At 56.4% G+C, this 24,098-nt stretch carries 21 protein-coding genes; 11 read left to right on the top strand and 10 right to left on the bottom strand.

What is annotated here, in order from left to right:
* Positions 1–27: 27 nt before the first annotated feature.
* On the top strand, positions 28–1,458 hold the full coding sequence (locus KW828_RS08330; RefSeq protein WP_218335951.1) for a surface lipoprotein assembly modifier: 1,431 nt from the start codon (positions 28–30) through the stop codon (positions 1,456–1,458).
* Between the two features lie 74 nt (positions 1,459–1,532).
* Here the strand turns inward: KW828_RS08330 and gorA are convergent, their stop codons facing one another.
* Together gorA and KW828_RS08320 are read right to left on the bottom strand one after the other, a co-directional pair.
* A complete protein-coding gene (gene gorA, locus KW828_RS08325; protein WP_218335950.1) occupies positions 1,533–2,885 on the bottom strand; it encodes a glutathione-disulfide reductase in 1,353 nt (450 codons plus the stop codon).
* Positions 2,886–2,959: 74 nt separating this feature from the next.
* Positions 2,960–3,802: a 23S rRNA (adenine(2030)-N(6))-methyltransferase RlmJ gene (locus KW828_RS08320; protein ID WP_218335949.1), complete on the bottom strand. Its 843-nt coding sequence runs from the start codon at positions 3,800–3,802 to the stop codon at positions 2,960–2,962.
* Positions 3,803–3,977: 175 nt separating this feature from the next.
* Between KW828_RS08320 and prlC the strand changes: the two genes are divergently transcribed.
* Together prlC and rsmJ are read left to right on the top strand one after the other, a co-directional pair.
* A complete protein-coding gene (prlC, locus tag KW828_RS08315) occupies positions 3,978–6,020 on the top strand; it encodes an oligopeptidase A (protein WP_218335948.1) in 2,043 nt (680 codons plus the stop codon).
* Positions 6,021–6,027: 7 nt separating this feature from the next.
* Positions 6,028–6,780 carry a 16S rRNA (guanine(1516)-N(2))-methyltransferase RsmJ gene (gene rsmJ, locus KW828_RS08310; RefSeq protein WP_218335947.1) on the top strand — a complete coding sequence of 251 codons (753 nt, stop codon included), beginning with the start codon at positions 6,028–6,030 and terminating at the stop codon, positions 6,778–6,780.
* Between the two features lie 36 nt (positions 6,781–6,816).
* Here rsmJ and uspA read toward each other — a convergent pair whose 3' ends face one another.
* Positions 6,817–7,254 (bottom strand): universal stress protein UspA, encoded by a 438-nt coding sequence (uspA, locus tag KW828_RS08305; RefSeq protein ID WP_072571139.1) that lies wholly within the window; start codon positions 7,252–7,254, stop codon positions 6,817–6,819.
* A gap of 399 nt (positions 7,255–7,653) precedes the next feature.
* On the opposite strand from uspA, the gene uspB reads away from it, so the two are divergent.
* Positions 7,654–7,989: a universal stress protein UspB gene (uspB, locus tag KW828_RS08300; RefSeq protein WP_088221080.1), complete on the top strand. Its 336-nt coding sequence runs from the start codon at positions 7,654–7,656 to the stop codon at positions 7,987–7,989.
* Between the two features lie 54 nt (positions 7,990–8,043).
* Here the strand turns inward: uspB and pitA are convergent, their stop codons facing one another.
* Positions 8,044–9,540 carry an inorganic phosphate transporter PitA gene (pitA, locus tag KW828_RS08295; protein ID WP_218335946.1) on the bottom strand — a complete coding sequence of 499 codons (1,497 nt, stop codon included), beginning with the start codon at positions 9,538–9,540 and terminating at the stop codon, positions 8,044–8,046.
* A gap of 229 nt (positions 9,541–9,769) precedes the next feature.
* Here pitA and KW828_RS08290 point away from each other — a divergent pair, with 229 nt between their 5' ends.
* Both KW828_RS08290 and KW828_RS08285 read left to right on the top strand, forming a co-directional pair.
* Positions 9,770–10,963 (top strand): NAD(P)/FAD-dependent oxidoreductase, encoded by a 1,194-nt coding sequence (locus KW828_RS08290; protein ID WP_218335945.1) that lies wholly within the window; start codon positions 9,770–9,772, stop codon positions 10,961–10,963.
* A gap of 182 nt (positions 10,964–11,145) precedes the next feature.
* Positions 11,146–13,044 carry a methyl-accepting chemotaxis protein gene (locus KW828_RS08285; RefSeq protein ID WP_218335944.1) on the top strand — a complete coding sequence of 633 codons (1,899 nt, stop codon included), beginning with the start codon at positions 11,146–11,148 and terminating at the stop codon, positions 13,042–13,044.
* Positions 13,045–13,089: 45 nt separating this feature from the next.
* Here the strand turns inward: KW828_RS08285 and KW828_RS08280 are convergent, their stop codons facing one another.
* The 3 genes from KW828_RS08280 to KW828_RS08270 form a co-directional block, all read right to left on the bottom strand.
* Entirely contained in the window at positions 13,090–13,884 is a 795-nt protein-coding gene (locus KW828_RS08280) for an SDR family NAD(P)-dependent oxidoreductase (RefSeq protein ID WP_218335943.1), read from the bottom strand.
* 90 nt (positions 13,885–13,974) lie between these two features.
* The gene (acpT, locus tag KW828_RS08275) at positions 13,975–14,553 is read right to left on the bottom strand and encodes a 4'-phosphopantetheinyl transferase AcpT (protein WP_218335942.1); all 579 of its coding nucleotides are present in this window, start codon (positions 14,551–14,553) and stop codon (positions 13,975–13,977) included.
* Between the two features lie 87 nt (positions 14,554–14,640).
* Positions 14,641–15,690, bottom strand: a complete 1,050-nt coding sequence (locus KW828_RS08270) for an AI-2E family transporter (RefSeq protein ID WP_218335941.1) — start codon at positions 15,688–15,690, stop codon at positions 14,641–14,643.
* A 143-nt stretch (positions 15,691–15,833) separates the two neighbouring features.
* Between KW828_RS08270 and KW828_RS08265 the strand changes: the two genes are divergently transcribed.
* Positions 15,834–17,036, top strand: coding sequence for an MFS transporter (locus KW828_RS08265; protein ID WP_218335940.1), 1,203 nt, complete (start codon positions 15,834–15,836; stop codon positions 17,034–17,036).
* A gap of 21 nt (positions 17,037–17,057) precedes the next feature.
* Here KW828_RS08265 and KW828_RS08260 read toward each other — a convergent pair whose 3' ends face one another.
* Together KW828_RS08260 and KW828_RS08255 are read right to left on the bottom strand one after the other, a co-directional pair.
* Positions 17,058–17,615 carry a DcrB family lipoprotein gene (locus KW828_RS08260; protein WP_218335939.1) on the bottom strand — a complete coding sequence of 186 codons (558 nt, stop codon included), beginning with the start codon at positions 17,613–17,615 and terminating at the stop codon, positions 17,058–17,060.
* Between the two features lie 72 nt (positions 17,616–17,687).
* Positions 17,688–18,353, bottom strand: coding sequence for a 7-cyano-7-deazaguanine/7-aminomethyl-7-deazaguanine transporter (locus tag KW828_RS08255; RefSeq protein ID WP_218335938.1), 666 nt, complete (start codon positions 18,351–18,353; stop codon positions 17,688–17,690).
* A 185-nt stretch (positions 18,354–18,538) separates the two neighbouring features.
* On the opposite strand from KW828_RS08255, the gene tusA reads away from it, so the two are divergent.
* The 4 genes from tusA to KW828_RS08235 all read left to right on the top strand — a co-directional run bounded on the left by tusA (position 18,539) and on the right by KW828_RS08235 (position 21,791).
* Positions 18,539–18,784 carry a sulfurtransferase TusA gene (gene tusA / locus KW828_RS08250; protein WP_218335937.1) on the top strand — a complete coding sequence of 82 codons (246 nt, stop codon included), beginning with the start codon at positions 18,539–18,541 and terminating at the stop codon, positions 18,782–18,784.
* Positions 18,785–18,951: 167 nt separating this feature from the next.
* A complete protein-coding gene (locus KW828_RS08245) occupies positions 18,952–19,935 on the top strand; it encodes a TRAP transporter substrate-binding protein (RefSeq protein ID WP_218335936.1) in 984 nt (327 codons plus the stop codon).
* A 49-nt stretch (positions 19,936–19,984) separates the two neighbouring features.
* Entirely contained in the window at positions 19,985–20,494 is a 510-nt protein-coding gene (locus KW828_RS08240) for a TRAP transporter small permease (protein WP_218335935.1), read from the top strand.
* Between the two features lie 10 nt (positions 20,495–20,504).
* Entirely contained in the window at positions 20,505–21,791 is a 1,287-nt protein-coding gene (locus KW828_RS08235; RefSeq protein WP_218335934.1) for a TRAP transporter large permease, read from the top strand.
* A 65-nt stretch (positions 21,792–21,856) separates the two neighbouring features.
* Here the strand turns inward: KW828_RS08235 and zntA are convergent, their stop codons facing one another.
* Positions 21,857–24,064, bottom strand: a complete 2,208-nt coding sequence (gene zntA, locus KW828_RS08230; RefSeq protein ID WP_218335933.1) for a Zn(II)/Cd(II)/Pb(II) translocating P-type ATPase ZntA — start codon at positions 24,062–24,064, stop codon at positions 21,857–21,859.
* Positions 24,065–24,098 lie beyond the last annotated feature (34 nt).

Here is a 24,098-nt window from a genome sequence, read left to right as displayed (position 1 = left end):
CCAGCCAGTCTGGCCGGATTTTTCTTGATGGTAGCAATTCCTATGAATGTCCTGCGTATGGGGGCGATGAGCCTGTTGTGTCCGCTCGGTGTTGCGTTAGCTGCGCCGCCGGAAACCGACGTCATTCCCGCGGCCCCACATTTTGAACGCCTCACACAGCAGGAAAAAAGCACGCCTTCCAGCGGAAAGATGATCGCGGTAGACAATGCCCGGCTGGCGGCAGAGCCGGTGCTGGCAATGGCGCTACTGGATCAGGCTGTACGTGAAGGGCAGTGGCCGGTTGTGGAGGCTATTTTGCCCGTGTATGAAGCCTCTCCTGATGCGGATCGCACGCTGGTGCGCTTTGCGAAGGCGGGCCTGGCGCGCAGTAAAGGTCATCACGATCAGGCGATCGCGCAATACCGCGCTATTTTAAGTGAACATCCTGAATTCGATGCGGTGCGCCTCGACATGGCCCGCGCCATGTATGAAAACCATCAATACGATACGGCGGAATATCAATTTCGCCGTGTATTGCAAAGTAATCCTCCTGAGAATATTCAGGAAATCATCGGATATTACATAGAGCGTATTCAGCAGGGCAGCGATCTGACCGGTACGCTTAGCGTCAGTTATCTTAACGACAGCAACGTGAATAATGCCTCGACGAGTAAAACTATTCGCGTCGGCGATCGTCTCTTTTTACGCAATAAAGACAGCTTCCCGCAGCGGGGAGAGGGCATCTGGTTTAACGGCGTATTACAAAAAGATGTCTCGTTATATAACCAGCATGGTCTGCGTTTTATGGGCACGGTGAACGGAAAAAGCTACTGGAATAATCATGATTTTGATGACATCACCAGCCGTTTCTATGCTGGCTATCAGTGGCGTGATTACCGTCAGCAGTTTGCCCTGCTGCCTTTTTATGAAAAAAGATGGTACAGCACCGAAGCCTATTCTTCCGGCCCTGGTGCGCGGGCGGAATATAGCTACCTGATTTCACCGGCGTGGCAAATTAGCCAGGCGCTGGAATATCAAAAACTTGATTATGACGCAGACGAATATCGCTTTTTACGCGGCTACACGCGGTATTCTTCAACCACGTTATCCCATGCGTTCAGTAACAGAGTTTCTGCTTACGCGGGCGTTGATTTTCAGGAACAACAAACGTCGGCAAAAAGTGAAACGAATAAGCGCAAGGGTATGCGGGTTGGTATGCAGATGGATTTACCCTGGCAGATCTCGTTTTCAGCCTCCACGGCTTTCGCAAAACGCGATTATCAGGGGGACAGTGAAATATTCGAAACGCGCCGCAAAGACAACGAGCAGTTTTATAATTTGTCGCTCTGGCACCGTGATCTGTATATTTTTGGCGTGATGCCGAAGCTTAATTTCAGCTATAAGCGGGTCGACAGCAATATCAATTTCTACGACTATCATCAGCGTAGTTTGACCTTATCGCTGGATAAAAACTTTTAGCGGTCGGATGAAAAAAACTGGCGCTATTGCGCCAGTTTTCCGTAATGCTAAAAGACCGGGAAGCCCCGCCTTAATTACCGCATAGTGACAAATTCTTCGGCGGCGGTCGGGTGGATCGCCACGGTATTGTCGAAATCTTTCTTCGTTGCGCCCATTTTCAGCGCCACCGCGAACCCCTGCAGAATTTCATCCATACCAAAGCCAATGCCGTGAATGCCGACGATTTTCTCGTCCTCGCCCACGCATACCAGCTTCATGCGGCACGGCTGACGGTGAGAGGTCACGGCGGTATACATCGCCGTAAAGGACGATTTATACACTTTCACTGCCTCGTCGCCGTATTGCTCGCGCGCCTGCGGTTCAGTCAAACCCACAGTGCCGATTGGCGGATGGCTGAAGACCACGGTCGGAATATTGTTGTAATCCAGATGCTCGTCCGGTTTGTTGTTAAACAGGCGTTCGGACAGGCGACGACCCGCGGCAACGGCCACCGGCGTCAGTTCAACGGCACCGGTGTTATCGCCGACGGCATAAATCCCCGGTACGCTGGTGTTCTGGAATTTATCCACGACGATGTAGCCTTTTTCGTCGGTTTTCACGCCCGTGACGGCCAGGTTGAAATTGTCGTTAGCCGGTTCGCGGCCAATCGCCCAGATCAGGCAATCGACGGTTTCACTGCGGCCATCTTCCAGCGTCAGCAGCAGGCTGCCATCGGCATTTTTCACCACCGATTTTGGCACCGCGTGGTTGTGCAGCTGAGGGCCATCGGCCGCCATCGCTTCCACCAGGGTTTCAGTGATCATCGGATCAAAGCTGCGCAGCGGCGCATGTTTACGCACGAACAGGTGCGTCTGTGCGCCCAGGCCGTTGATCACGCCCGCCAGCTCTACCGCGATGTAGCCTGCGCCCACCACGGCCACGCGCTGCGGCATCGCCGGTAATTCGAAGAAGCCATCGGAGTCGATGCCGTATTCCGCGCCTGGAATATCCGGGTGGCTCGGACGGCCGCCGGTGGCGATCAGAATATGGTCAGCGGTGATGGTTTCGCCGTTCACCTCAACGGTATGGGCATCAACGAAACGCGCGAAACCGCGGATCACGTCAACGTGATTTTTACCCAGCACGTTGTCGTAGGAGGTATGGATGCGATCGATATAGGCGGTACGGCTGGCGACCAGTTTGTTCCAGTCGAAGTGATTGATGGTGGTATCAAAACCGTAGTCCGGGCCATAAAGCTCGATTGCCTCGCGGATCTGCGCCGCATGCCACATCACTTTTTTCGGCACGCAACCGACGTTAACGCAGGTGCCGCCCAGCGCTTTGGCTTCAATCAGCGCACATTTCTGGCCGTACATGGCCGCCCGATTGATCGAGGCGATACCGCCGCTGCCGCCACCGATGGCGAGATAATCATAATGCTTAGTCATGACCGTTCCTTAATTGAGTCGCATTTGAGCGCAAGTGTAACGCGCGGCTTAAAAGGTTCCACCGATGGTTGCGATTACTCCGGCACCACCCAGTTCACCAGCGTATGCCCCGTGCCGGCTGGCACCAGTTTGCTGTGCAGCCATGGCAGCACGTTTTGCATCTGTTGCTCCAGCTTCCACGGCGGGTTAATCACAATCATGCCGGAAGCCGTCATGCCGCGCTGATCGCTGTCCGGGCGCACCGCCAGCTCGATTTGCAGAATACGGCGGATGCCGGTGGCTTCCAGCTCTTTGAGCATACGTTTGATTTGTGCACGCATGACGACCGGATACCACAGGGCGTACGTGCCGGTCGCAAAACGTTTATAGCCTTCGTTGATGCCCTGCACCACCGCCTGATAATCGGTTTTCATTTCGTACGGCGGATCGATGAGGATCAGGCCACGGCGGGACGGCGGCGGCAGTTTTGATTTCAGCTGCTGATAGCCATCGCCACGCGCCACGGTAGCGCGCTCATCTTTCTGGAACTCGGAGCGCAGCAGCGGGTAGTCGCTCGGGTGCAGTTCGGTTAATTGCAGCGTGTCCTGCTCGCGCAGCAGCTGGCGCGCGATCAGCGGTGAGCCGGGGTAATAACGCAGCGTGCCACTACGGTTAAAATGCTTCAGCACGGTGATGTACGGCGTCAACTCTTCCGGCAGATCGTCCTGCTGCCAGATACGGGCGATACCTTCGAGGTATTCCCCGGTGCGCTCAGCGTGTTCGCTGGCGAGCTGATAACGACCGGCACCGGCGTGGGTATCCAGATAGAGAAAAGGCTTCTCTTTTTCTTTCAGCGATTCAATGATCAGGCTTTGAACGGTATGTTTAAGGACGTCGGCATGATTGCCGGCGTGAAAGCTGTGACGATAACTGAGCATGTAGCGCGTTCCAATGACCTGAAAAGAAGTATGCCGACAGTATACCGAAAAGTGGCCGCCACCGCGAAAGCGCAACGCCCGGCATTGAAATTAACTACACTAAACCCCATACCAGACCTTATCGGAAAAAGCGCTGATCGGGCGCTTAACTTATTTATTAACCAGGACAGCGCTTATGACCAATCCATTACTGACGCCTTTCGAACTGCCGCCGTTTTCCGCCATCAAACCTGAGCACGTCGTTCCCGCCGTCACCAAAGCGCTGGACGACTGCCGCGAGGCGGTGGAACGCGTGGTGGCGCAGGGTGCGCCTTATACCTGGGACAACCTTTGCCAGCCGCTGGCAGAAGTGGATGACCGTCTGAGCCGTCTGTTTTCCCCCGTCAGCCACCTGAATGCCGTCAAGAACAGCCCGGAACTGCGCGAAGCTTACGAGCAGACGCTGCCGCTGCTGTCTGAATACAGCACCTGGGTCGGTCAGCACGAAGGGCTGTACCAGGCGTACCGCAATCTGCGCGATGGCGATGCGTATAACGACCTGGATGTGGCGAAGAAAAAAGCCGTCGACAACGCGCTGCGTGATTTTGAACTCTCCGGCATTGGCCTGCCGAAAGAGAAACAAAAACGCTACGGCGAGATCGCCGCACGGCTGTCTGAACTTGGCAACCAGTACAGCAACAACGTGCTGGATGCGACCATGGGCTGGTCGAAACTCGTCACCGATGAAGCTGAACTGTCCGGTATGCCGGAAAGCGCGCTGGCGGCGGCAAAAGCGCAGGCCGAAGCCAAAGAGCAGGAAGGCTGGCTGCTGACGCTGGATATTCCCAGTTATCTGCCGGTGATGACTTACTGTGACAACCAGGCGCTGCGCGAAGAGATGTATCGCGCCTACAGCACCCGCGCTTCCGATCAGGGACCGAACGCCGGTAAATGGGATAACAGCCCGGTGATGGCGGAGATCCTCGCGCTGCGTCACGAACTGGCGCAACTGCTCGGCTTTGACAGCTACGCGCACAAATCGCTGGCGACCAAAATGGCGCAAAACCCGGCCCAGGTGCTGGATTTCTTAACCGATCTGGCACGCCGCGCCCGTCCACAGGGTGAACGTGAACTCGCCCAGCTGCGCACCTTCGCCAAAGAAGCGTGCGGCGTGGATGAGTTGCAACCGTGGGATATCGCTTACTACAGCGAAAAACAGAAACAGCATCTGTACAGCATCAGCGACGAACAGCTGCGCCCTTACTTCCCGGAAGAAAAAGCGGTTAACGGCCTGTTTGAAGTGGTAAAACGCATTTATGGCATCACCGCCAAAGAGCGTAAAGACATCGACGTTTATCACCCCGATGTGCGTTTCTTCGAGCTTTATGACGAGAGCAACGAACTGCGCGGCAGCTTCTATCTCGACCTGTATGCCCGTGAAAACAAACGCGGCGGGGCGTGGATGGACGACTGCGTAGGGCAGATGCGTAAAGCAGACGGTTCGCTGCAAAAACCGGTCGCCTATCTCACCTGTAACTTTAACCGTCCGGTGAACGGCAAACCGGCGCTGTTTACCCATGACGAAGTAACCACCCTGTTCCACGAATTCGGACACGGTCTGCACCATATGCTGACGCGTATTGACGCGGCGGGCGTATCGGGTATCAACGGCGTGCCGTGGGATGCGGTCGAGCTGCCAAGCCAGTTTATGGAAAACTGGTGCTGGGAGCCGGAAGCGCTGGCGTTTATCTCCGGTCACTACGAGACGGGCGAGCCGCTGCCGCAGGAGTTGCTGGATAAAATGCTGGCGGCGAAGAATTACCAGGCGGCGCTGTTTATCCTGCGTCAGCTGGAGTTCGGCCTGTTCGACTTCCGCCTGCATGCGGAATTCAGCCCGGAGCAGGGGGCGAAAGTCCTCGAAACCCTGGCGGAAATCAAAAAACAGGTCGCGGTCATTCCGGGTCCGACGTGGGGCCGCTTCCCGCATGCTTTCAGCCATATTTTCGCCGGTGGCTATGCGGCAGGGTACTACAGCTACCTGTGGGCCGACGTGCTGGCAGCGGATGCGTACTCCCGCTTCGAAGAAGAGGGGATCTTCAACCGCGAAACCGGTCAGTCGTTCCTCGATAACATTCTGACCCGCGGCGGCTCGGAAGAGCCGATGGAGCTGTTCAAACGCTTCCGTGGCCGCGAGCCACAGCTGGACGCCATGCTGGCGCATTACGGCATCGAAGGCTAACCGCAGCGTGAAAATTTGTTTGTTAGATGAATCAGGCACCGGAGACGGTGCCTTATCTGTTCTTGCGGCCCGCTGGGCGCTGGAGCATGACGCAGATAACCTGATGGCGCTGGTACTCACCCCTGAGCATCTTGAACTGCGTAAACGCGATGAGCCGAAGCTGGGTGGCATCTTTGTGGATTTCGTCGCGGGGGCGATGGCCCATCGACGCAAATTCGGCGGTGGACGCGGCGAAGCGGTGGCGAAAGCGATTGGCGTCAAGGGCAGCTATCTGCCGGACGTGGTGGATGCGACCGCAGGTTTAGGGCGTGATGCGTTTGTGCTGGCGTCCATTGGTTGCCGGGTTCGTATGCTGGAGCGTAATCCGGTGGTGGCGGCGCTGCTGGATGATGGTCTGGCGCGAGGCTATGCGGATGCGGAGATTGGCCCGTGGCTGCGCGAGCGATTACAGCTGATCCACGCCTCCAGCCTGAGCGGGCTTGATGAGATCGCGCCGCGCCCGCAGGTGGTTTATCTCGACCCGATGTTTCCCCATAAGCAGAAAAGCGCGCTGGTGAAAAAAGAGATGCGGGTGTTTCAGTCGCTGGTGGGGCCGGATCTGGATGCCGACGGGCTGCTGGAACCGGCGCGGCGGCTGGCCACTAAACGCGTGGTGGTGAAGCGGCCGGACTATGCGCCGCCGCTGGCGGGCGTTGCCACGCCAAACGCGGTAGTCACCAAGGGCCATCGCTTTGATATTTATGCTGGCACAGCGGAATAAAAAACCCTCTCCCTGGGGAGAGGGTCTGTCTGAACCTTACTCGTCTTCTTCGTCGCGCAGCGGCACGATCAGCATATCAACGTGAACGGTGTTGATCAGCTGGCGCGCGGAGGACATCAGTTTGCTCCAGAAATCCTGGTGATGACCGCAAACCACCAGGTCCATATCGTATTTCTTAATCGCATCTACCAGCACCTGACCTAAATCGCCGCTGCCGCTCAGGGTTTCGGTGATTGGATAGCCCGCGTTGGTGGACAGTTCAGTCAGCGCATGATGTGTCTCTTCGGAAATGCGTTTCTGCATGTCGCCGAGATTTACATCGATAAGGCCGGTATAGAGATCGGAGTAGTTAACATCCACATGGATCAGCGACACCTTAGCGTTGTAAGGGCGCGCCATGGATACCGCTTTCTCGACCAGCACTTTGCTTTCTGGGGAAAGATCGACTGCGATCAGAATATGTGTGTAAGCCATAATGTTACTCCTTCCATAAGTTGTCGATGACCAGTGGGATAGCAGCATATCTTGCGTCGTGCTGTGCCCCGCGTCCTGCATACTATTTGCGCGAGTGATACCCGGCATTAAGAGTATAATTGTAGAAGATATTTCTACCTTATAACGCACGATCCCTGCCGTCAATCCGCCTGGTTCACGCTTTACTGCAACAAATAATCGATCGGCATGCCATGATTACGGTTAACGTTGTGGTAAAAAAATTAACGGATCTCCTACACTATTAAATGAGCCGTCCGGATAAATAAACGTGATCCCGCTCGGTTTCTGGTAATACGCTTCACTGAACAGTTTTCGCTGAGTATCGGGGAGCGAGAGTCCCGGAGGATTTCTCCGTGGGCGGATCGCCGGGGAGGGGGTATGGTCAGCACCGTCGCGCTGTTTTGGGCTTTGTGTGTCGTTTGTGTGGTGAATATGGCGCGTTACTTCTCATCATTACGCGCATTATTAGTGGTACTTCGTGGTTGCGATCCGTTGCTCTATCAATATGTGGATGGCGGAGGATTTTTTACCTCGCACGGCCAGCCCAGTAAACAGATGCGTCTGGTGTGGTATATCTACCAGCAACGTTATCTGGATCATCATGATGATGAGTTTATCCGTCGTTGCCAGCGCGTTCGTCAGCATTTTATTTTAACCAGCGCGCTATGCGGCCTGGTGGTGGTCAGCCTGATCGCTCTGCTGATCTGGCACTGAGCATAAAAAAAGCGGGCCAGTAAACTGACCCGCTTTTTTTGTTTTTGCCCGCCCTTAAATCAACTTCAACGCGATCCAGTACAGCCCACCTGACAAAATAATCGACGCCGGTAAGGTAAAGACCCAGGCCATTAAAATGTTGGTGACGGTTTTTCTTTGCAGACCGCCGCCGTCCACAATCATCGTACCCGCCACGGAGGAGGAGAGGACGTGCGTGGTGGAAACCGGCATCCCGGTGTAGCTTGCCAGACCAATGGAGACTGCCGCCGTCATCTGCGCTGACATCCCCTGTGCGTAGGTCATGCCTTTTTTACCGATCTTCTCACCGATGGTGGTCGCCACACGACGCCAGCCAATCATGGTGCCCAGACCCAACGCCAGCGCTACCGCCATGATGATCCAGACCGGTGCGTATTCGATGGTGCTCAGCATGTCGCCTTTCAGTTTCTTCAGCAGACGCTGGTCTTCAGCGCTGACATCCGGCTGTTTGGCCACTTTGTCGGTAATATCAGAGATACACAGCAAAATGCGACGCAGCTGGCCGCGCTGTTCTACCGGCAGCTTGTCGTAGCTTTCGATATTGGTCAGCATGCCTTTGGCAAGCTCCAGCGCGCTAATGGCACGACCCGGATGGCAATGGAACTCGTTCGGTTTAGTCGCCACTTCTTCCGGCGTCGGGATCAGCGGATCCACACCGGTGGCTTTTTGCAGCAGTGCAGGATGCTGCTGGAAGTAAGTCTCGACGTTATTCACCGCGTCACGGGTACGGGTGATGTCATAGCCGGAGGCGTTCATGTTCACCACAAAGCCCGCAGGCGCTACGCCAATCAGTACCAGCATGATCAGACCAATGCCTTTCTGACCGTCGTTAGCGCCGTGAGAGAAGCTCACACCGATAGCCGACAGGATCAGGGCAATGCGTGTCCAGAACGGCGGCTTTTTCTTGCCGTCTTTCTTCTCACGTTCTGCCGGGGTCATGTGAATACGATCGCGTTTTTTGCTGCCATTCCAGAAACGGCGAAGCAAAAACACCAGCCCACCAGCGAACACCAGGCCCACGATGGGCGAGATGATCAGGGAACCGAAGATATTGATTACTTTAGGAATGTTCAGCGCATCCACCACCGAAGAGCCGGTCATCAGCGCATTGGTTAAACCAATACCGATAATCGCACCAATCAGGGTATGAGAACTGGAGGCCGGCAGACCCAGATACCAGGTACCAAGGTTCCAGATAATCGCCGCCGTTAACATAGAGAACACCATGGCGAGGCCATGTGCCGAGCTGACGTTAAGCAGGAGATCGGTTGGCAGCATATGCACAATCGCATAGGCTACGCTCAGCCCGCCCAGCAGAACGCCGAAAAAGTTGAACACCGCAGCCATAATCACCGCGAGTTGAGAACGCATCGCACGGGTATAGATGACCGTTGCAACCGCGTTCGCCGTGTCATGGAAACCATTGATGGCTTCGTAAAACAGGACAAAGACCAGAGCTAGAAGAAGTAATAACCCGGTATGTAAATCCAGGCCGGCAAATAAATGTAGCATATACGTTACGCCATTTTGAGGTCATGAACGCGGCGCATTATCGTGGACAACCGCGGTGCGGGGAAAGTGAAATATAGACTTTTTTTGATAATTTTCCTTAGGTTGTCAAAGCGTAAAAACAATTATCTTTTATTTTTCAACGGGCTGTCATTGAATTGACATATTTTCGCTGGTGCGACCAGCGGCGAAAATTTACAATTCGCCGCTCATTTATCAAGAGGATCGTCGTGTGGAAAGGTTTGATGCCATCGTAATTGGAGCCGGAGCGGCCGGAATGTTTTGTGCCGCGCAGGCCGGACAGGCGGGGAAGCGCGTCCTGTTACTCGATAACGGTAAAAAACCGGGCCGCAAGATCCTCATGTCTGGCGGCGGTCGCTGCAACTTTACTAACCTTTATATCGAGCCTGCGGCTTATCTCAGCCAGAACCCGCATTTTTGCAAATCTGCGCTGGCGCGCTACACCCAGTGGGATTTTATCGATCTTGTCGGCAGGCACGGTATCGCGTGGCATGAGAAGACGCTCGGACAGCTGTTCTGCGACGATTCTGCTCAGCAGATTGTTGATATGCTGGTGGCGGAATGTACAGCGGGCAATGTGGTGATACGGCTGCGTAGCGAAGTGCTGGAAGTCGCCCGCGATGACGACGGTTATACGCTGACGCTGAATGGCGATACCGTCAGTGCTGACAACCTGGTGATCGCCAGCGGTGGTCTTTCAATGCCAGGCCTTGGCGCCACGCCTTTCGGCTATAAAATTGCCGAGCAGTTTGGCCTGAAGGTGCTGCCGACCCGCGCGGGACTGGTGCCTTTTACTTTGCATAAGCCGTTACTGGAGCAGCTACAAACGCTCTCTGGCGTCTCAGTGCCCGCGGTGATTGAAGCTGAGGACGGCACGGTTTTCCGCGAAAACCTGCTCTTTACCCATCGCGGTCTTTCTGGCCCGGCGATCCTGCAAATTTCCAGCTACTGGCAGCCTGGCGAATTCGTCACCATTAATTTGCTGCCAGAGTGCGATCTGGAAAGCCTGCTCAATGAGCAGCGGGCGGCGCACCCGAATCAGAGCCTGAAAAATACGCTTGCCCTGCAACTGCCAAAGCGCCTGGTGGAGTGCTTACAAACGCTGGGGCAGATCCCGGATGTGACGCTGAAGCAGCTAAATCCGCGCGACCAGCAAACGCTTATCGAAACGCTGACCCGGTGGCGGGTGCAGCCAAACGGTACCGAAGGCTACCGCACGGCGGAAGTGACGCTGGGCGGCGTGGATACCCGCGAGCTGTCGTCACGCACCATGGAAGCGCGCAACGTACCCGGACTTTATTTCATCGGCGAAGTGATGGATGTCACCGGCTGGCTCGGCGGCTACAACTTCCAGTGGGCCTGGGCCAGCGCCTGGGCCTGCGCACAGGCATTGATCGGCGAATAATCGTTGATTGCATCGAAATAATTTTTGCATTAAGCCCGATAGCGTTCGGGCTACTTTATTTAGCGCGTTTTCTCAGGACGTTAATTAAATAAGCTTTTATAGCTAACCAATTTATAAAACTAAAGTTATCCATCAGTATGCCGTTATAAATGTTATAGCCCCCCACCTGAGTCATATTCATCATGCTATGGAAAACAACCCAAGGTCGTTTTAGCCTGCTTCTTGTTGGATTTTTCTTTATATTACTGCTGGTTACTTTCTTTGTAATTAATCGCTTTGTTTCCCCACAAATTGTCGCTACTGAAACCGAGCTGGTACGTAATACCGTCGCCCTGCAAAGTGACGCCATCAAAGAGCAAATGAATCGCGTCAAAGCACAGCAAAAAGTGATTACGGAACTGGTCAGCACGCTCGACAGTACGCAGATCGATCAGCTGCTGCCTAACCTGGTTAACCAGTATGGCGATCTGAACGTGTTTGGCGGCGGCATCTGGCCCTTACCGCGTCTGCGCGATCCAGAGCGTGAAAAATTCAGCACCTTTTTTGCACGCGATGCCGGTGGCGTATTGCAGGTCAATACCGTGTGGAACCAGCCGGAATCCGAGAAATACTGGGAACAGCCCTGGTATAAAGATGGCCTGAACGCAGCCAAAGGCGAGTGCGCCTGGGCGCGTGCTTATCAGGATGCCGCCAGCCCACAGCCACGGACAAACTGTGCCATGACCATCTGGCGTGACGGTAAACCCTGGGGCGTGGCCACGATTGACGTGACCCTGGGCTTTTTTAATCAGCTGGCGGCAAACATGAGCAAAGCCATTGACGGTAACGTCCTGATTATTGAGCAGGACGGGAAAATCGTGGGTAATGCGGCCTCCACAGAAGGCGGCAAAGCGCTGAGTAATTTACGCGATCTCAACCTGCCTTCCTCCGACGCATTATTAAAACTGCTCAGCGCCGGGCAACAAAAATCTTATGAAGGAAAATATTCCGCATCTGACGGCGAGCACGCTTTATTTGTGCTGCCTATAGAAGGAAGCCCCTGGTACCTGGCCGTCGATTTGCCGAGCAGTAAACTGGCGCAGGCATCCAATTCTATTCTCACCAAGTTAACCATTGTGCAATTATCATTGGGGATCATCTTAATCCTCGTCTTAATGGTTTTTGTGCGCAACATATTCAGAAACGTTAGCCTGTTAAATAAAAATATCGAAGCGTTGTCCAGCGGTGGTGCTGATCTCACCCAACGTTTAACCGAGAGCAAAAGCCCGGAGTTCAACGCGATCATTCAGAACTTCAATGCCTTTATTACCTATTTGCAGGAATTGATGCAGCAGGTAGGCCAAAGCGCGCAGGCGATCTCGTCGGCATCGCGCCAGATTGCCGGGGGCAACCGTGACCTGTCTGGCCGTACCGAAGATCAGTCCTCCTCGATAGTGGAAACCGCGGCTTCTATGGAAGAACTGACCAGCACCGTACGTCAGAACGCCGATAACGCCGTTGCAGCGAATCGCCTTTCTAATCAGGTATCGGGTGCGGCACGTGAGGGCGCTTCTGTGGTGAATGAAGTGGTCACTACCATGAGCCGCATTAATGATTCGTCGGTGAAAATTGTCGACATTATCAGCGTCATTGACGGAATTTCGTTCCAGACCAACATCCTGGCGCTGAACGCAGCAGTTGAAGCGGCGCGTGCCGGTGAAAACGGGCGTGGATTCGCGGTGGTTGCGGGTGAAGTGCGTTCTCTGGCACAGCGCAGCGCCACCTCGGCGCAGGAAATTAAAAAGCTGATCGAAGAATCCGTTGCTAATATCGAGCAGGGGGGAAGTCTGGTCAGGCAGGCGGGTGTCACCATGAATGGCCTGGTGGAGAAAGTGGAGAGCGTGACCACCTTAATCTCTGAGATCAGTTCCGCGAGCAACGAGCAAAGCAAGGGCATCGATCAGATTAATATGGCGATCAACCAGCTCGACAGCACCACCCAGCAAAACGCGGCGCTGGTGCAGGAAGTGGCGGCTGCGGCGCAATCCATGGAAGAACAGACGGTTCACCTGGAAAAAATCGTGACCAGCTTCAAAATCTAATCTGTGTAACACCCGCGGTGCCGGTCTGGCGCCGCGGGCTGCATATCAAACAATATCATCCACCACGCCGCCGTCCACGCGCAGGGCTGCGCCTGACGTCGCCGACGCCTGGGTCGAACAAACATACACCACCATATTAGCGACCTCTTCGACCGTGGCCGCGCGCTGGATCACCGAGCTGGGGCGGTTCGCCATCACGAACTCTTTTGCCAGCGTATCCAGAGATTTGCCGGTGCGTTCCATCTCGTCTTTCATCATGGCGGCAAAACCGTCTGACATTGTTGGCCCCGGCAGCACGCTGTTGACCGTCACGCCGCTACCGGCGACAAATTTTGCCAGCCCGCGCGCAAGGGAGAGCTGCGCAGTTTTGGTCACGCCATAGTGGATCATATCCGACGGGATATTCAGCGCCGACTCAGAGGAGATAAACACCACCCGCCCCCAGCCTTTTTGCACCATGCCGGGCAGCAGTGCGCGGGCGAGGCGTACCCCGGACATCACGTTAGTTTGCCAGTAGTTTTCCCACGTCTCGTCGTCGGTGGAGTAGAAATCCTGCGGACCGTAAATCCCGGCATTATTCACCAGAATATCGACGCCCGACGCCGCGCGCAGCACCGACTCCACGCCTTCTGGCGTACTGAGATCGGCAACCGCTGCGCGCACTGCCACGCCCGGCACGACCTGCTGTAAATTCTGGATGCCCTGATTCACCGAACTTTCGCTGCGGCCATTGATAATCACTTCCGCACCGCTTTCCGCAAGCCCGCGCGCGATAGCAAAGCCGATCCCGCCGGTAGAGGCGGTAACCAGCGCGAGTTTGCCCGTTAAATCGATTTTCATGGTCTGCTCCCGGTCATTATTGATGTTTCTTCAGACCGTTAAGCGTAGCAGTTGCATGGTGCGGGAGAGGGTAAGTCAGGAATGTCTGTATTACTCTACCAACTGAATATCCGCCGCAAGCAGGGTATACGGCGTGGGGGTGCAGACGGCAAGGCTCAGGTTGTCGATCTGACAGTGGCTGAGCGAAAAATGCAGCAGGCCGTGGCTATCGACGCTGACGATTTGCCAGGCGCTGCCGCCACGCTGTTTGACGATGGCTTCTTTGCGCGTCCAGATATGCCAGAACACCGCCAGTTGCTGCGCGGCCGGTGTTCGCTCCAGCTCGGCGTGCTCAGCATTGCTGAACACCGCATTGGCGAGCGCCTGCCAGTTAGCGCGCGGCCGGATCACTTCTACATCACAGCCCACTTCGCCTTCATCGCTCAGCAGCAGAGCGATGTCATCGCCGCTATGGCTCAGGTTAAACCACCACTCGCTCTGGCCGGCAAACAGCGGTTTGCCGTGCTCGCTGTAAATCACCTCCGGCAGCGGCGAAAACAGGCGCGACAGGAGCACACGCCCTGCCAGCCACGCCGCCCGGCGAGCACCCTCTGGCGCTTGTGAAAGCAGCGCAGGCGGTACATCCCCTTTGCTGAGTGTCGAAATTTTTCCGCGCACCACTCGGTACATACTTAATCCCGGCGTTTGATCATCAATTCGCTAGATTATCGCTAAAAATTATCGCGGCCGCCTGACTTTCTCCGTTTACGTTAGCCGCTAACCGGGTAGCCTGGTTTTCGGACGGCCTGGCCCCAACAGGATCGCCAGCTTGCTGCCACCTTTGGTGGTTTCCATCCAGATCTTACAGACGCTGGTGAGCGGCACCGAGAGCAGCATTCCCACCGGACCGAGCAGCCATCCCCAAATCAGCAACGATAAGAACACCACCATCGTCGACATGCCCAGTCGATGACCCATCATGCGCGGTTCCACCATATTCCCGAGGACCATGTGCACCACCAGGAACAGGATCCCCACCATCATAAATTCGTAGAAACCGTTAAACAGGAAAGCCTGGATCATCGGCGGAATAGCCGAAATCACCGAGCCAATATTGGGTACGTAGTTAAGCAAGAACGCCAGCACGCCCCACATCAGCGCAAACTGGACGCCCAGCAGCATTAATCCCAGCCAGATAATCGCCCCGGTCCACAGGCTGATCAGTGTTTTTAGCGCCAGATAATGCGACACGCCTTTTAACGCACGGTGCAGCCCGGCGATGTGGATCTGCGGATTGTTCAGCGCGAAGCGCAGTTTGTACGGCAGATGGCGCACTTCAAACAGCATAAACACCACGGTCATCACCAGCAGCACGATGCTGGCCATGGCGTTCGACAGGCCGGTCATCAGTAACGTGGCGAAGGCCATCATTTTGTCGGAGTCCATACGCTGTAGCATGCGCTCCGGCGACATATGCAGATGCAGGAACGGCATCATGTCCTGCAACTGAAGGACTTTGCGGGTTAATTCCTTGTTGTATTTAGGCAGCATGGTGATGAATTCATTAAATGACGCCGCCAGCACGCCAAACAGCGCGGTCAGCACAATCATCATCACTACCACCACAATGGTGATCGCCACCGGACGTTTTACGCCGCGACGCAAAAACCAGGTCACCAGCGGGTTTAGGACGATGGCGAAAAACAGCGCCATTAATAACTGAACAATAATGTCGGCGGCAGCATGTATGCCCGCCAGAATAATAACCAGAGAGGCCAGTTTAAGAAGTATGTGCAAACCCGCTTTATCGGGCTGGGGGGTGGTCATAGTGAATTCCTTTATCCGCAGTCCCGCTAAGTGTAGTGCGTCGGCGGCGCTTCGCATGACGTGCATTATCTGAATCTGCTGCTGATTTTCAGCCGTCATCATGATAATAGTGAAACACTGTTGTAAAAAATGTGGTGAGCTCCATGCCTGAACCCGTTGCCGAACCGGCGCTGAACGGATTGCGTCTTAATTTGCGCATCATCTCTGTCGTTATTTTTAACTTCGCCAGTTATCTGACCATTGGCTTACCGCTGGCGGTGCTGCCGGGCTATGTCCATGATGTGATGGGATTTAGCGCGTTCTGGGCGGGGCTGGTGATCAGCCTGCAATATTTTGCCACCCTGGTGAGTCGCCCTCATGCCGGACGCTACGCCGATCTGTTCGGCCCGAAAAAAATTGTCGTCTTCGGCCTGTGCGGCTGCGTGCTGAGCGGCCTGTTTTATCTGCTGGCGGGATTGAGCACCGCCACGCCGGTGGTCTGTTTGCTGCTGCTGTGCCTGGGCCGCGTGATCCTCGGCATCGGGCAGAGCTTTGCCGGAACCGGGGCTACGCTGTGGGGTGTTGGCGTGGTGGGATCGCTGCATATCGGTAAAGTGATCTCCTGGAACGGGATTGCCTCGTATGGCGCGATGGCGATCGGTGCGCCGCTGGGCGTGCTCTGCTATCACTACACCGGCCTGACGGGACTGGCGGTAATTATCATGGCGGTAGCGGTGACGGCGCTGCTGTTCGCGCTGAGCCGTCCGGCGGTGAAGGTCAGCAAAGGCAAGCCGTTGCCGTTTCGCGCGGTACTGGGCCGGGTCTGGCTGTACGGCATGGCGCTGGCGCTTGGCTCCGCCGGGTTTGGCGTGATCGCCACTTTTATCACCCTGTTTTACGATGCCCGCGGCTGGGATGGCGCGGCCTTTGCGCTTACGTTGTTCAGCTGTGCGTTTGTCGGCACGCGACTGTTTTTCCCCAATACCGTTAACCGCGTCGGTGGCCTGAACGTGGCGATGGTCTGCTTTGTGGTGGAAACGCTCGGCCTGGTACTGGTGGGACTGGCAGTCGATCCCTGGATGGCAAAAGTGGGTGTGCTGCTCGCGGGGGCGGGTTTTTCGCTGGTCTTCCCGGCGCTGGGCGTGGTGGCGGTAAAAGCCGTACCGCAGCAAAATCAGGGCGCGGCGCTGGCGACCTATACAGTCTTTATGGATTTGTCGCTCGGGGTGACCGGACCGGCAGCCGGGCTGTTAATGGCGTGGGCGGGCGTGTCGGTGATCTATCTGGCCGCGGCGGGACTGGTTGCGGTGGCGCTGCTGCTGGCGTGGCGGTTAAAAAAACGGCCTCCCATGGAGGCCGTGGTGTAGCGGTTTACGTCCGGCAGAGACTTATTTCAGCACGATGGTGTTGATAATGTTCTCAGCCGCGGTTTGCGCCTGCTGCTGGTTTTCCGCCGGCAGCGTGACCTGGATGGTCAGCAATTTGTTATCCACTTTACCCAGCACCACGGACGACCAGGCTGTCTGGCCTTTGGCAGAGATAATGCTGTCGAGCTGCTGCATTTTCTGGCCTTTCACGTCGATGGATTTGTTGGTCACTACTTGCAGCTGCGGATCGCGGCTGCGCTGCTGATCTTCCAGACGTTTGGTCAGCACCGACAGTTCTTCGTTGCTGTTGTCGCCGACAATAACAATCACCGCTTTCTGACCGGTCGCATCAGAGTAAACGTGCATGTTATTTGCCTGGGTGCCCAGCTTGCCGCTCTGGTCGCTCATGTCTGCGGGCAGCGAGAAACTCAGCTTGCCATCCAGCAGCGTTACCGGCTGACCGGTGGCATTGGCTTCCGCCGACGCAGCCTGCGCCGGCGTCGCTTTATCATTGTTGTCACAGGCCGCCAGCCCCATTACCAGCAGGCCAATACCGACATACTTAACCAGATTGCGCATTGACTTCTTCCTTTCGATAAACGGCCATAACGGCTCATTCGTCCATCTTATCACAAGTTGTCAGGCGTACCTTTAACTGGCCTGCAACGCAGGAATTTCAGATTTATCTGCCAGTCTTTTCAGGCACATATTCAGCAATACGCCATACATAGGCAGGAAGAATACCAGGCTGATAAGCACTTTAAAGCTGTAGTCCACGAGCGCAATTTCCATCCAGTGCTGCGCCATAAACGCATCCGGACTGCGCCAGAAGGCGATAAAGAAGAAGGCGATGGTGTCGCTGGCGTTACCGAAAACGGTGGAAACCGTCGGCGCAAGCCACCAGTGGCGGCTCTGGCGCAGGCGATTAAAGACGCGCACGTCGAGGATCTGCCCCAGTGTATAAGCCATAAAGCTGGCGGCGGCGATACGGGCGACAAACAGGTTGAAATGCGCCAGCGCGCCGAATCCCTGCCAGCTGCCCATATAAAACAGCGACGAGATGATATAAGACACCACCAGCGCTGGGATCATTACGGCAAAGATAATACGTCGGGCCAGCGGTGCGCCAAAAATACGCACGGTCAGATCGGTGGCGAGGAAAATAAACGGAAAGCTGAACGCGCCCCAGGTGGTGTGAAAACCGAAAACAGAGATCGGCAACTGCACCAGATAGTTACTGGAGGTGATCACCAGTAAATGGAATAGCGATAACCAGAACAACGCTTTTACGCGCTGGGATTGAGAGAACTGCGACATATTGTGACCTTTTTAGTTGTTGGGGTTAGGGAACCCAATTAATGCGACGTAATTTTATAAAGCCGCCGCATCATACTGCTTTAGTTCACCATTGCAATGGCTAATTTTCACGCAATCGTTAACCTGACTTGCGTCACAAAAATGGCGGCGTAAACTAAGGCGGTTTTTGACCGGATGAGACAACCATGAGCGATCTGTTTACCACACCTGACCACACTCTCGATGCGCTGGGGCTGCGTTGCCCGGAACCCGTCATGATGGTGCGCAAAACCGTGCGCGGTATGCAGCCGGGCGAAACGCTGCTGATTATTGCCGACGATCCGGCGACCACGCGCGACATCCCCGGTTTCTGTCGTTTTATGGAGCACGAGCTGGTGGTGCAGGAGACCGAATCCCTGCCTTATCGCTATCTGCTGCGTAAGGGCGAGTAGTCGCCCGTTGCAAAAAGAACCTCTGTTGTCACATTGTTAAACCTCCGTTTCATTATTTTAGCGCTTTTGTGAACCGCTTCACCCCTGCCCGTCACAACCCAGGCTAATTTTTAAGCGTAAAAATAAAACACAGTTTTACCGCTGACCCCTACCCTGGAGCTGACCCGATGAAAACGACCCTCAAGCCGTTACTGGCGTCCTTGTGCCTGTCCACCGCGTCATTACTTTTTGCCCCTGCCGTTATGGCACAGGTGATCAAAGCCGCCGACGTCCATCCGCAGGGCTACCCGAACGTGGTGGCCGTGCAGAACATGGGCGAAAAACTGAAACAGCAAACCGATGGCAAATTAGAAATTAAAGTCTTCCCTGGCGGCGTATTAGGGGATGAAAAGCAGATGATCGAACAGGCGCAGATGGGGGCGATTGATATTATTCGTGTTTCCATGGCACCGGTTGCCGCCATTTTGCCGGACATTGAAGTGTTTACCCTGCCGTACGTGTTCCGCGATGAAGATCATATGCACAAGGTGATCGACGGTGATATTGGCAAAAGCATCGGTGAGAAGCTGACGAACAACCCAAAATCGCGGCTGGTGTTTCTTGGCTGGATGGATTCCGGCACGCGTAACCTGATCACCAAAGCGCCGGTAGCCACGCCCGAGGCGCTGAAAGGGATGAAGATCCGCGTACAGGGCAGCCCGGTGGCGCTGGCAACGCTGAAAGCCATGGGTGCAAACGCCGTAGCGATGGGAGTGAGCGAGGTGTACAGCGGCATGCAAACCGGCGTTATCGATGGCGCGGAAAATAACCCGCCTACCTTCGTGGCCCATAACTACCTGCCCATCGCCAAGAATTACACGCTGAGCGGCCACTTTATTACCCCGGAAATGCTGCTCTATTCAAAAGTGAAATGGGACAAACTCAGCGCCGACGATCAGCAAAAAATCCTGACCCTCGCCCGTGATGCGCAGGCCGAACAGCGCACGCTGTGGCAGGCGTATAACGCCGACGCGGTAGAGAAAATGAAAGCGGGCGGCGTGAAGTTCCAGGAAATCGACAAGGCAGTCTTTGTGAAGGCGACAGAGCCGGTGCGCGCGCAGTATGGCGACAAGCACCAGGATCTGATGAAAGCCATCGCGGATGTGAAGTAATTCTGCTGCGCCAGCTGCCTGCTGGCGCGTAACGCCTTGTGGAGGACCTATGTCCGAAATCTACCTGAAGTGGATGGATCGCCTGTACCTGCTCGCCATGGGGGTGGCAGGGATTTCCCTGCTGGTGATGACCATTGTGATCCCCATCGGCATTTTCTCGCGCTACGTGCTTAACCGCGGCGAGTCCTGGCCGGAGCCGGTCGCCATTATCTGTATGGTGACTTTTACTTTCATTGGCGCGGCGGTGGGCTATCGCGCCGGATCGCACATCGCCGTCAACATGTTGATCGACCGTCTGCCGCTGGCGCTGAAAAACGCCTGTGCGCGGCTGGTGGACCTGCTGATGCTGTTCATCTCCAGCCTGATCTTCTGGTACAGCTATTTATTGTGCCTGGAGTTGTGGGAACAGCCAGTGGCGGAGTTCCCGGTGCTGACGTCCGGGGAGAGCTATCTGCCGCTGCCTATCGGTTCGGCGATCCTGATCCTGTTTGTGCTTGAACGGCTGCTGTTCGGTTCCCAGGAGAACCGCCCGGTGGTGCTGATTGGTAATCACGGCTAAGAGGTGAAAGATGGATGCATTTGTGTTGTTGTTCACCCTCGCCGTGCTGCTGGCGGTGGGAATGCCGGTGGCCTTTGCCGTCGGCCTGAGCGCCGTGGCGGGCGCGCTGTGGATCGATTTACCCCTTGAGGCGCTGATGATCCAGATCACCAGCGGGGTGAACAAATTTACGCTGCTGGCGATCCCGTTCTTTATTCTCGCCGGGGCGATCATGGCGGAAGGGGGCATTGCCCGTCGGCTGGTAAACTTCGCCTATATTTTTGTCGGCTTTATTCGCGGCGGCCTGTCGCTGGTGAATATCGTCGCCTCCACCTTTTTCGGCGCGATTTCCGGCTCGTCGGTGGCGGATACCGCCTCGATTGGCAGCGTGATGATCCCGGAGATGGAAAAGAAGGGCTATCCGCGTGATTACGCGGCGGCAGTGACGGCCAGCGGTTCGGTGCAGGCCATTCTTATCCCGCCCAGCCACAACTCGGTGATCTACTCCCTGGCGGCAGGCGGCACGGTGTCCATCGCCACGCTGTTTATCGCCGGTGTGTTGCCGGGACTGCTGCTGGGCGTCAGTCTGATGATCATGTGCCTTGGCTTTGCCCATAAGCGCGGCTACCCGAAAGGCGACAGGATCCCGTTTAAGCAGGCGCTGAAGATTTTCTTTGATGCGCTGTGGGGGCTGTTTACCGTCGTGATCATCCTCGGCGGGATTTTGTCGGGCATTTTTACCGCTACCGAATCCGCGGCCGTGGCCTGCCTGTGGGCATTTTTCGTCACCATGTTTATCTACCGTGACTATAAATGGAGCGAACTGCCGAAGCTGATGTGTCGCACGGTGAAAACCGTCACGATCGTCATGATCCTGATAGGCTTTGCCGCCGCTTTTGGTGCGGTGATGACCTACATGCAGCTGCCGGAACGCATTACCGGCTTCTTTACCTCCCTGTCGGATAACAAGTACGTCATCCTGATGTACCTCAACGTTATGCTGCTGCTGATCGGCACGCTGATGGATATGGCACCGATTATCCTCATCCTGACGCCGGTGCTGCTGCCGGTCACCAATGCGCTGGGCATCGATCCGGTGCACTTTGGCATGATCATGATGGTTAACCTGGGGATCGGCCTGATCACCCCGCCGGTGGGATCGGTGCTGTTTGTCGCCAGCGCCGTGAGTAAGCAGAAGATCGAGTCGGTGGTGCGCGCGATGCTGCCGTTCTACGGCATGCTGCTGGTGGTGCTGGGAATGGTGACCTACATCCCGGCGATCTCGCTGTGGCTGCCGCGATTGCTGGGGATGCAGTAGTCCCGCTCCTGACCCTCTCCCGCAAGGAGAGGGAACGGAACGCAAGGGGTTTTTACATGCGGATCTTAGCGTCCTTTAGCCAGCAACCGCAGCGCATTCGCGGTGACCAGCACCGTTGCGCCCGTATCTGCCAGCACCGCCAGCCACAGGCCGGTGATGCCGAGCAGCGTCGTGACGAGGAAAATGGCTTTCAGGCCCAGCGCGATGGCAATGTTCTGGCGGATATTGGCATGGGTAGCGCGGGCCAGCTGGATCATTTGCGCCAGTCCCGTCAGACGATTGTGGGTCAGCGCCGCATCGGCGGTTTCCAGCGCCACGTCGGTACCGCTGCCCATGGCGATGCCGATGGTGGCGGATTTCATCGCCGGTGCGTCGTTAATGCCATCGCCGACCATGGCCAGCGGCGACTGCTGATCCAGTGCTCTCACCGCCGCCACCTTATCGGCGGGCAGTAATCCGGCACGGAATTCCAGCCCCAGCGTGCCGGCAATCGCTGCCGCCGCGCGGGGATTATCGCCGGTGAGCATCACGCCGCTGATCCCCAGCCGACGCAGCGAATTGACCGCTTCCGTTGCGTCGTCCCGCAGCGTATCGCGCAGCGCCAGAGTGCCGCACAGTTCGCCGTCGCGCAGGACGACAATCACCGTCTGGCCCTGCGCTTCCTGTTGCTGAATTTGCGTCTGCCAGCGCTCGTTCAGTACACCGGCAGGCAGTTTATCCGGCGCGCAAATGAAGATCCGTTGTCCGTCAACCTGGGCCTCAATGCCCTTGCCGGGCAGGGTGCGCTGGCTTTCCGCCTGCATCAGCGGCAGGTTACGCGCCTGTGCTTCCCCCACGATAGCCTGCCCCAGTGGATGGGTAGAGCCTTGCTCCACGGCAGCGGCGCAGGCCAGCAGTTCGTCTTCGCCGATCCCCTGCGGCGACACGCCTACCACCTGCGGTTTACCGACCGTCAGAGTGCCGGTTTTATCGAAAGCCACCTGACGAATACGGCCCAGCTGTTCCAGCGCCGCGCCGCCTTTGATTAACGCCCCGCGACGCGCCGCCGCCGCCAGCCCGGAGGTGATGGCGGCAGGGGTGGAGATCACCAGCGCACACGGACAGCCAATCAGCAGCAGCGTCAGGCCCTTGTAAATCCATTCATACCATGCCGCGCCCGTCAGCAACGGCGGCAGCACGGCGACCAGCAGCGCCGCGGCCATGATGACCGGCGTATAGACGCGGCTGAAGCGATCGATAAAGCGTTCGATGGGCGCACGACGCTCTTCGGCTTCTTCTATCAGTTGCAGAATGCGATCGATGGCGCTTTCCCCGGGCCTGGAGATAACTTCCAGCGTGACCAGCCGGTCGACGCTGGTCGCCCCGGCGGGGACTTTTTCCCCGGCGCGGCGCTCGACGGGCACCGACTCGCCCGTTAACGCGCTTTCATCAAAGCTGGCGAAGGCGGCGAGCAGTCGGGCATCCGCCGGTAAGCGCCCGCCCGCCGCCACTTCAATCACGTCGCCGGGACGCAGACTCTCGGGAGCCACGGTTTCACGCGCCGTTCCCCTGAGCCGCGTGGCGCTTTCCGGTTTCAGCGCCATCAGTGCCGTAACCCCCTGGCGGGCGCGGCTGGCAGCCCAGCCTTCAAGGCGCTCGCCGACCAAAAACAGCAGCAAAACCATCGCCGCTTCGGCGGTAGCCCCGATAAACAGCGCGCCGATGGCCGCCACGCTCATCAGCGTTTCAATGGCAAACCAGCTGCCGCTTGTGATCAGCCGCAGCGCCTGCCGGGCAATGGGAAACAGACCGACCAGCGTGGTGGCGATAAACGCCAGCTGGCCGAGGGGATGATTAACCTGTTCCAGCCCCCAGCTGATGGCCATCATGATCACCAGCGTCAGCAGCGGCAGATTTTCCCGCAGGACAGAGGTTTGCGCCGCTGGGGTCTCGGCATCACGCAGCGTATAACCGGCGCGCTGTACAGCGGCTTCAATCTGCGCACGCACATCGTGCCCGGCATCGACAATCAGTTTTTCGGTCGCGAAGGTGACCTGCACCTGATTCACGCCTGCAACCTGGCGCACGGCGGTTTCGACTTTCCGGGCGCAGGCGGCGCAGTCCATCCCGGCGACCTGCCAGGAAAAACGGCTGCCCTGCGGATCGCCGGACAGCGGCGCGGATGCCGGTTCGGCATGGTCAGCGCAGCAGGCGGTTTCAGGCGCAGGGGGTAACGGGCGCAGCGTGGTGCGGGCAAACTGCGGCGTTTTTTTGACGGGCGGGGGCGTGATCATGGCATCCTCCGGGAACGATAATTTTCTCATTACC

Source organism: Enterobacter sp. ENT03 (assembly GCF_019218745.1).
Classification (GTDB): Bacteria; Pseudomonadota; Gammaproteobacteria; order Enterobacterales; family Enterobacteriaceae; genus Enterobacter_D.
The sequence above is the reverse complement of the archived record's forward strand: the minus strand, read 5'-3'. Positions and strand labels throughout refer to the sequence as shown.

What these genes read in the sequence shown, in the direction of transcription:
- tusA (WP_218335937.1), top strand. Translation starts at nt 18,539, where the DNA reads ATGAGCGATCTGTTTACCACACCTGACCACACTCTCGATGCGCTGGGG.
- KW828_RS08320 (WP_218335949.1), bottom strand. Translation starts at nt 3,802, where the DNA reads ATGCTCAGTTATCGTCACAGCTTTCACGCCGGCAATCATGCCGACGTC.
- KW828_RS08235 (WP_218335934.1), top strand. Translation starts at nt 20,505, where the DNA reads ATGGATGCATTTGTGTTGTTGTTCACCCTCGCCGTGCTGCTGGCGGTG.
- KW828_RS08270 (WP_218335941.1), bottom strand. Translation starts at nt 15,690, where the DNA reads ATGACCACCCCCCAGCCCGATAAAGCGGGTTTGCACATACTTCTTAAA.
- pitA (WP_218335946.1), bottom strand. Translation starts at nt 9,540, where the DNA reads ATGCTACATTTATTTGCCGGCCTGGATTTACATACCGGGTTATTACTT.
- prlC (WP_218335948.1), top strand. Translation starts at nt 3,978, where the DNA reads ATGACCAATCCATTACTGACGCCTTTCGAACTGCCGCCGTTTTCCGCC.
- zntA (WP_218335933.1), bottom strand. Translation starts at nt 24,064, where the DNA reads ATGATCACGCCCCCGCCCGTCAAAAAAACGCCGCAGTTTGCCCGCACC.
- KW828_RS08280 (WP_218335943.1), bottom strand. Translation starts at nt 13,884, where the DNA reads ATGAAAATCGATTTAACGGGCAAACTCGCGCTGGTTACCGCCTCTACC.
- uspA (WP_072571139.1), bottom strand. Translation starts at nt 7,254, where the DNA reads ATGGCTTACACACATATTCTGATCGCAGTCGATCTTTCCCCAGAAAGC.
- KW828_RS08265 (WP_218335940.1), top strand. Translation starts at nt 15,834, where the DNA reads ATGCCTGAACCCGTTGCCGAACCGGCGCTGAACGGATTGCGTCTTAAT.
- KW828_RS08260 (WP_218335939.1), bottom strand. Translation starts at nt 17,615, where the DNA reads ATGCGCAATCTGGTTAAGTATGTCGGTATTGGCCTGCTGGTAATGGGG.
- uspB (WP_088221080.1), top strand. Translation starts at nt 7,654, where the DNA reads ATGGTCAGCACCGTCGCGCTGTTTTGGGCTTTGTGTGTCGTTTGTGTG.
- KW828_RS08245 (WP_218335936.1), top strand. Translation starts at nt 18,952, where the DNA reads ATGAAAACGACCCTCAAGCCGTTACTGGCGTCCTTGTGCCTGTCCACC.
- KW828_RS08330 (WP_218335951.1), top strand. Translation starts at nt 28, where the DNA reads ATGGTAGCAATTCCTATGAATGTCCTGCGTATGGGGGCGATGAGCCTG.
- KW828_RS08255 (WP_218335938.1), bottom strand. Translation starts at nt 18,353, where the DNA reads ATGTCGCAGTTCTCTCAATCCCAGCGCGTAAAAGCGTTGTTCTGGTTA.
- KW828_RS08240 (WP_218335935.1), top strand. Translation starts at nt 19,985, where the DNA reads ATGTCCGAAATCTACCTGAAGTGGATGGATCGCCTGTACCTGCTCGCC.
- acpT (WP_218335942.1), bottom strand. Translation starts at nt 14,553, where the DNA reads ATGTACCGAGTGGTGCGCGGAAAAATTTCGACACTCAGCAAAGGGGAT.
- gorA (WP_218335950.1), bottom strand. Translation starts at nt 2,885, where the DNA reads ATGACTAAGCATTATGATTATCTCGCCATCGGTGGCGGCAGCGGCGGT.
- KW828_RS08285 (WP_218335944.1), top strand. Translation starts at nt 11,146, where the DNA reads ATGCTATGGAAAACAACCCAAGGTCGTTTTAGCCTGCTTCTTGTTGGA.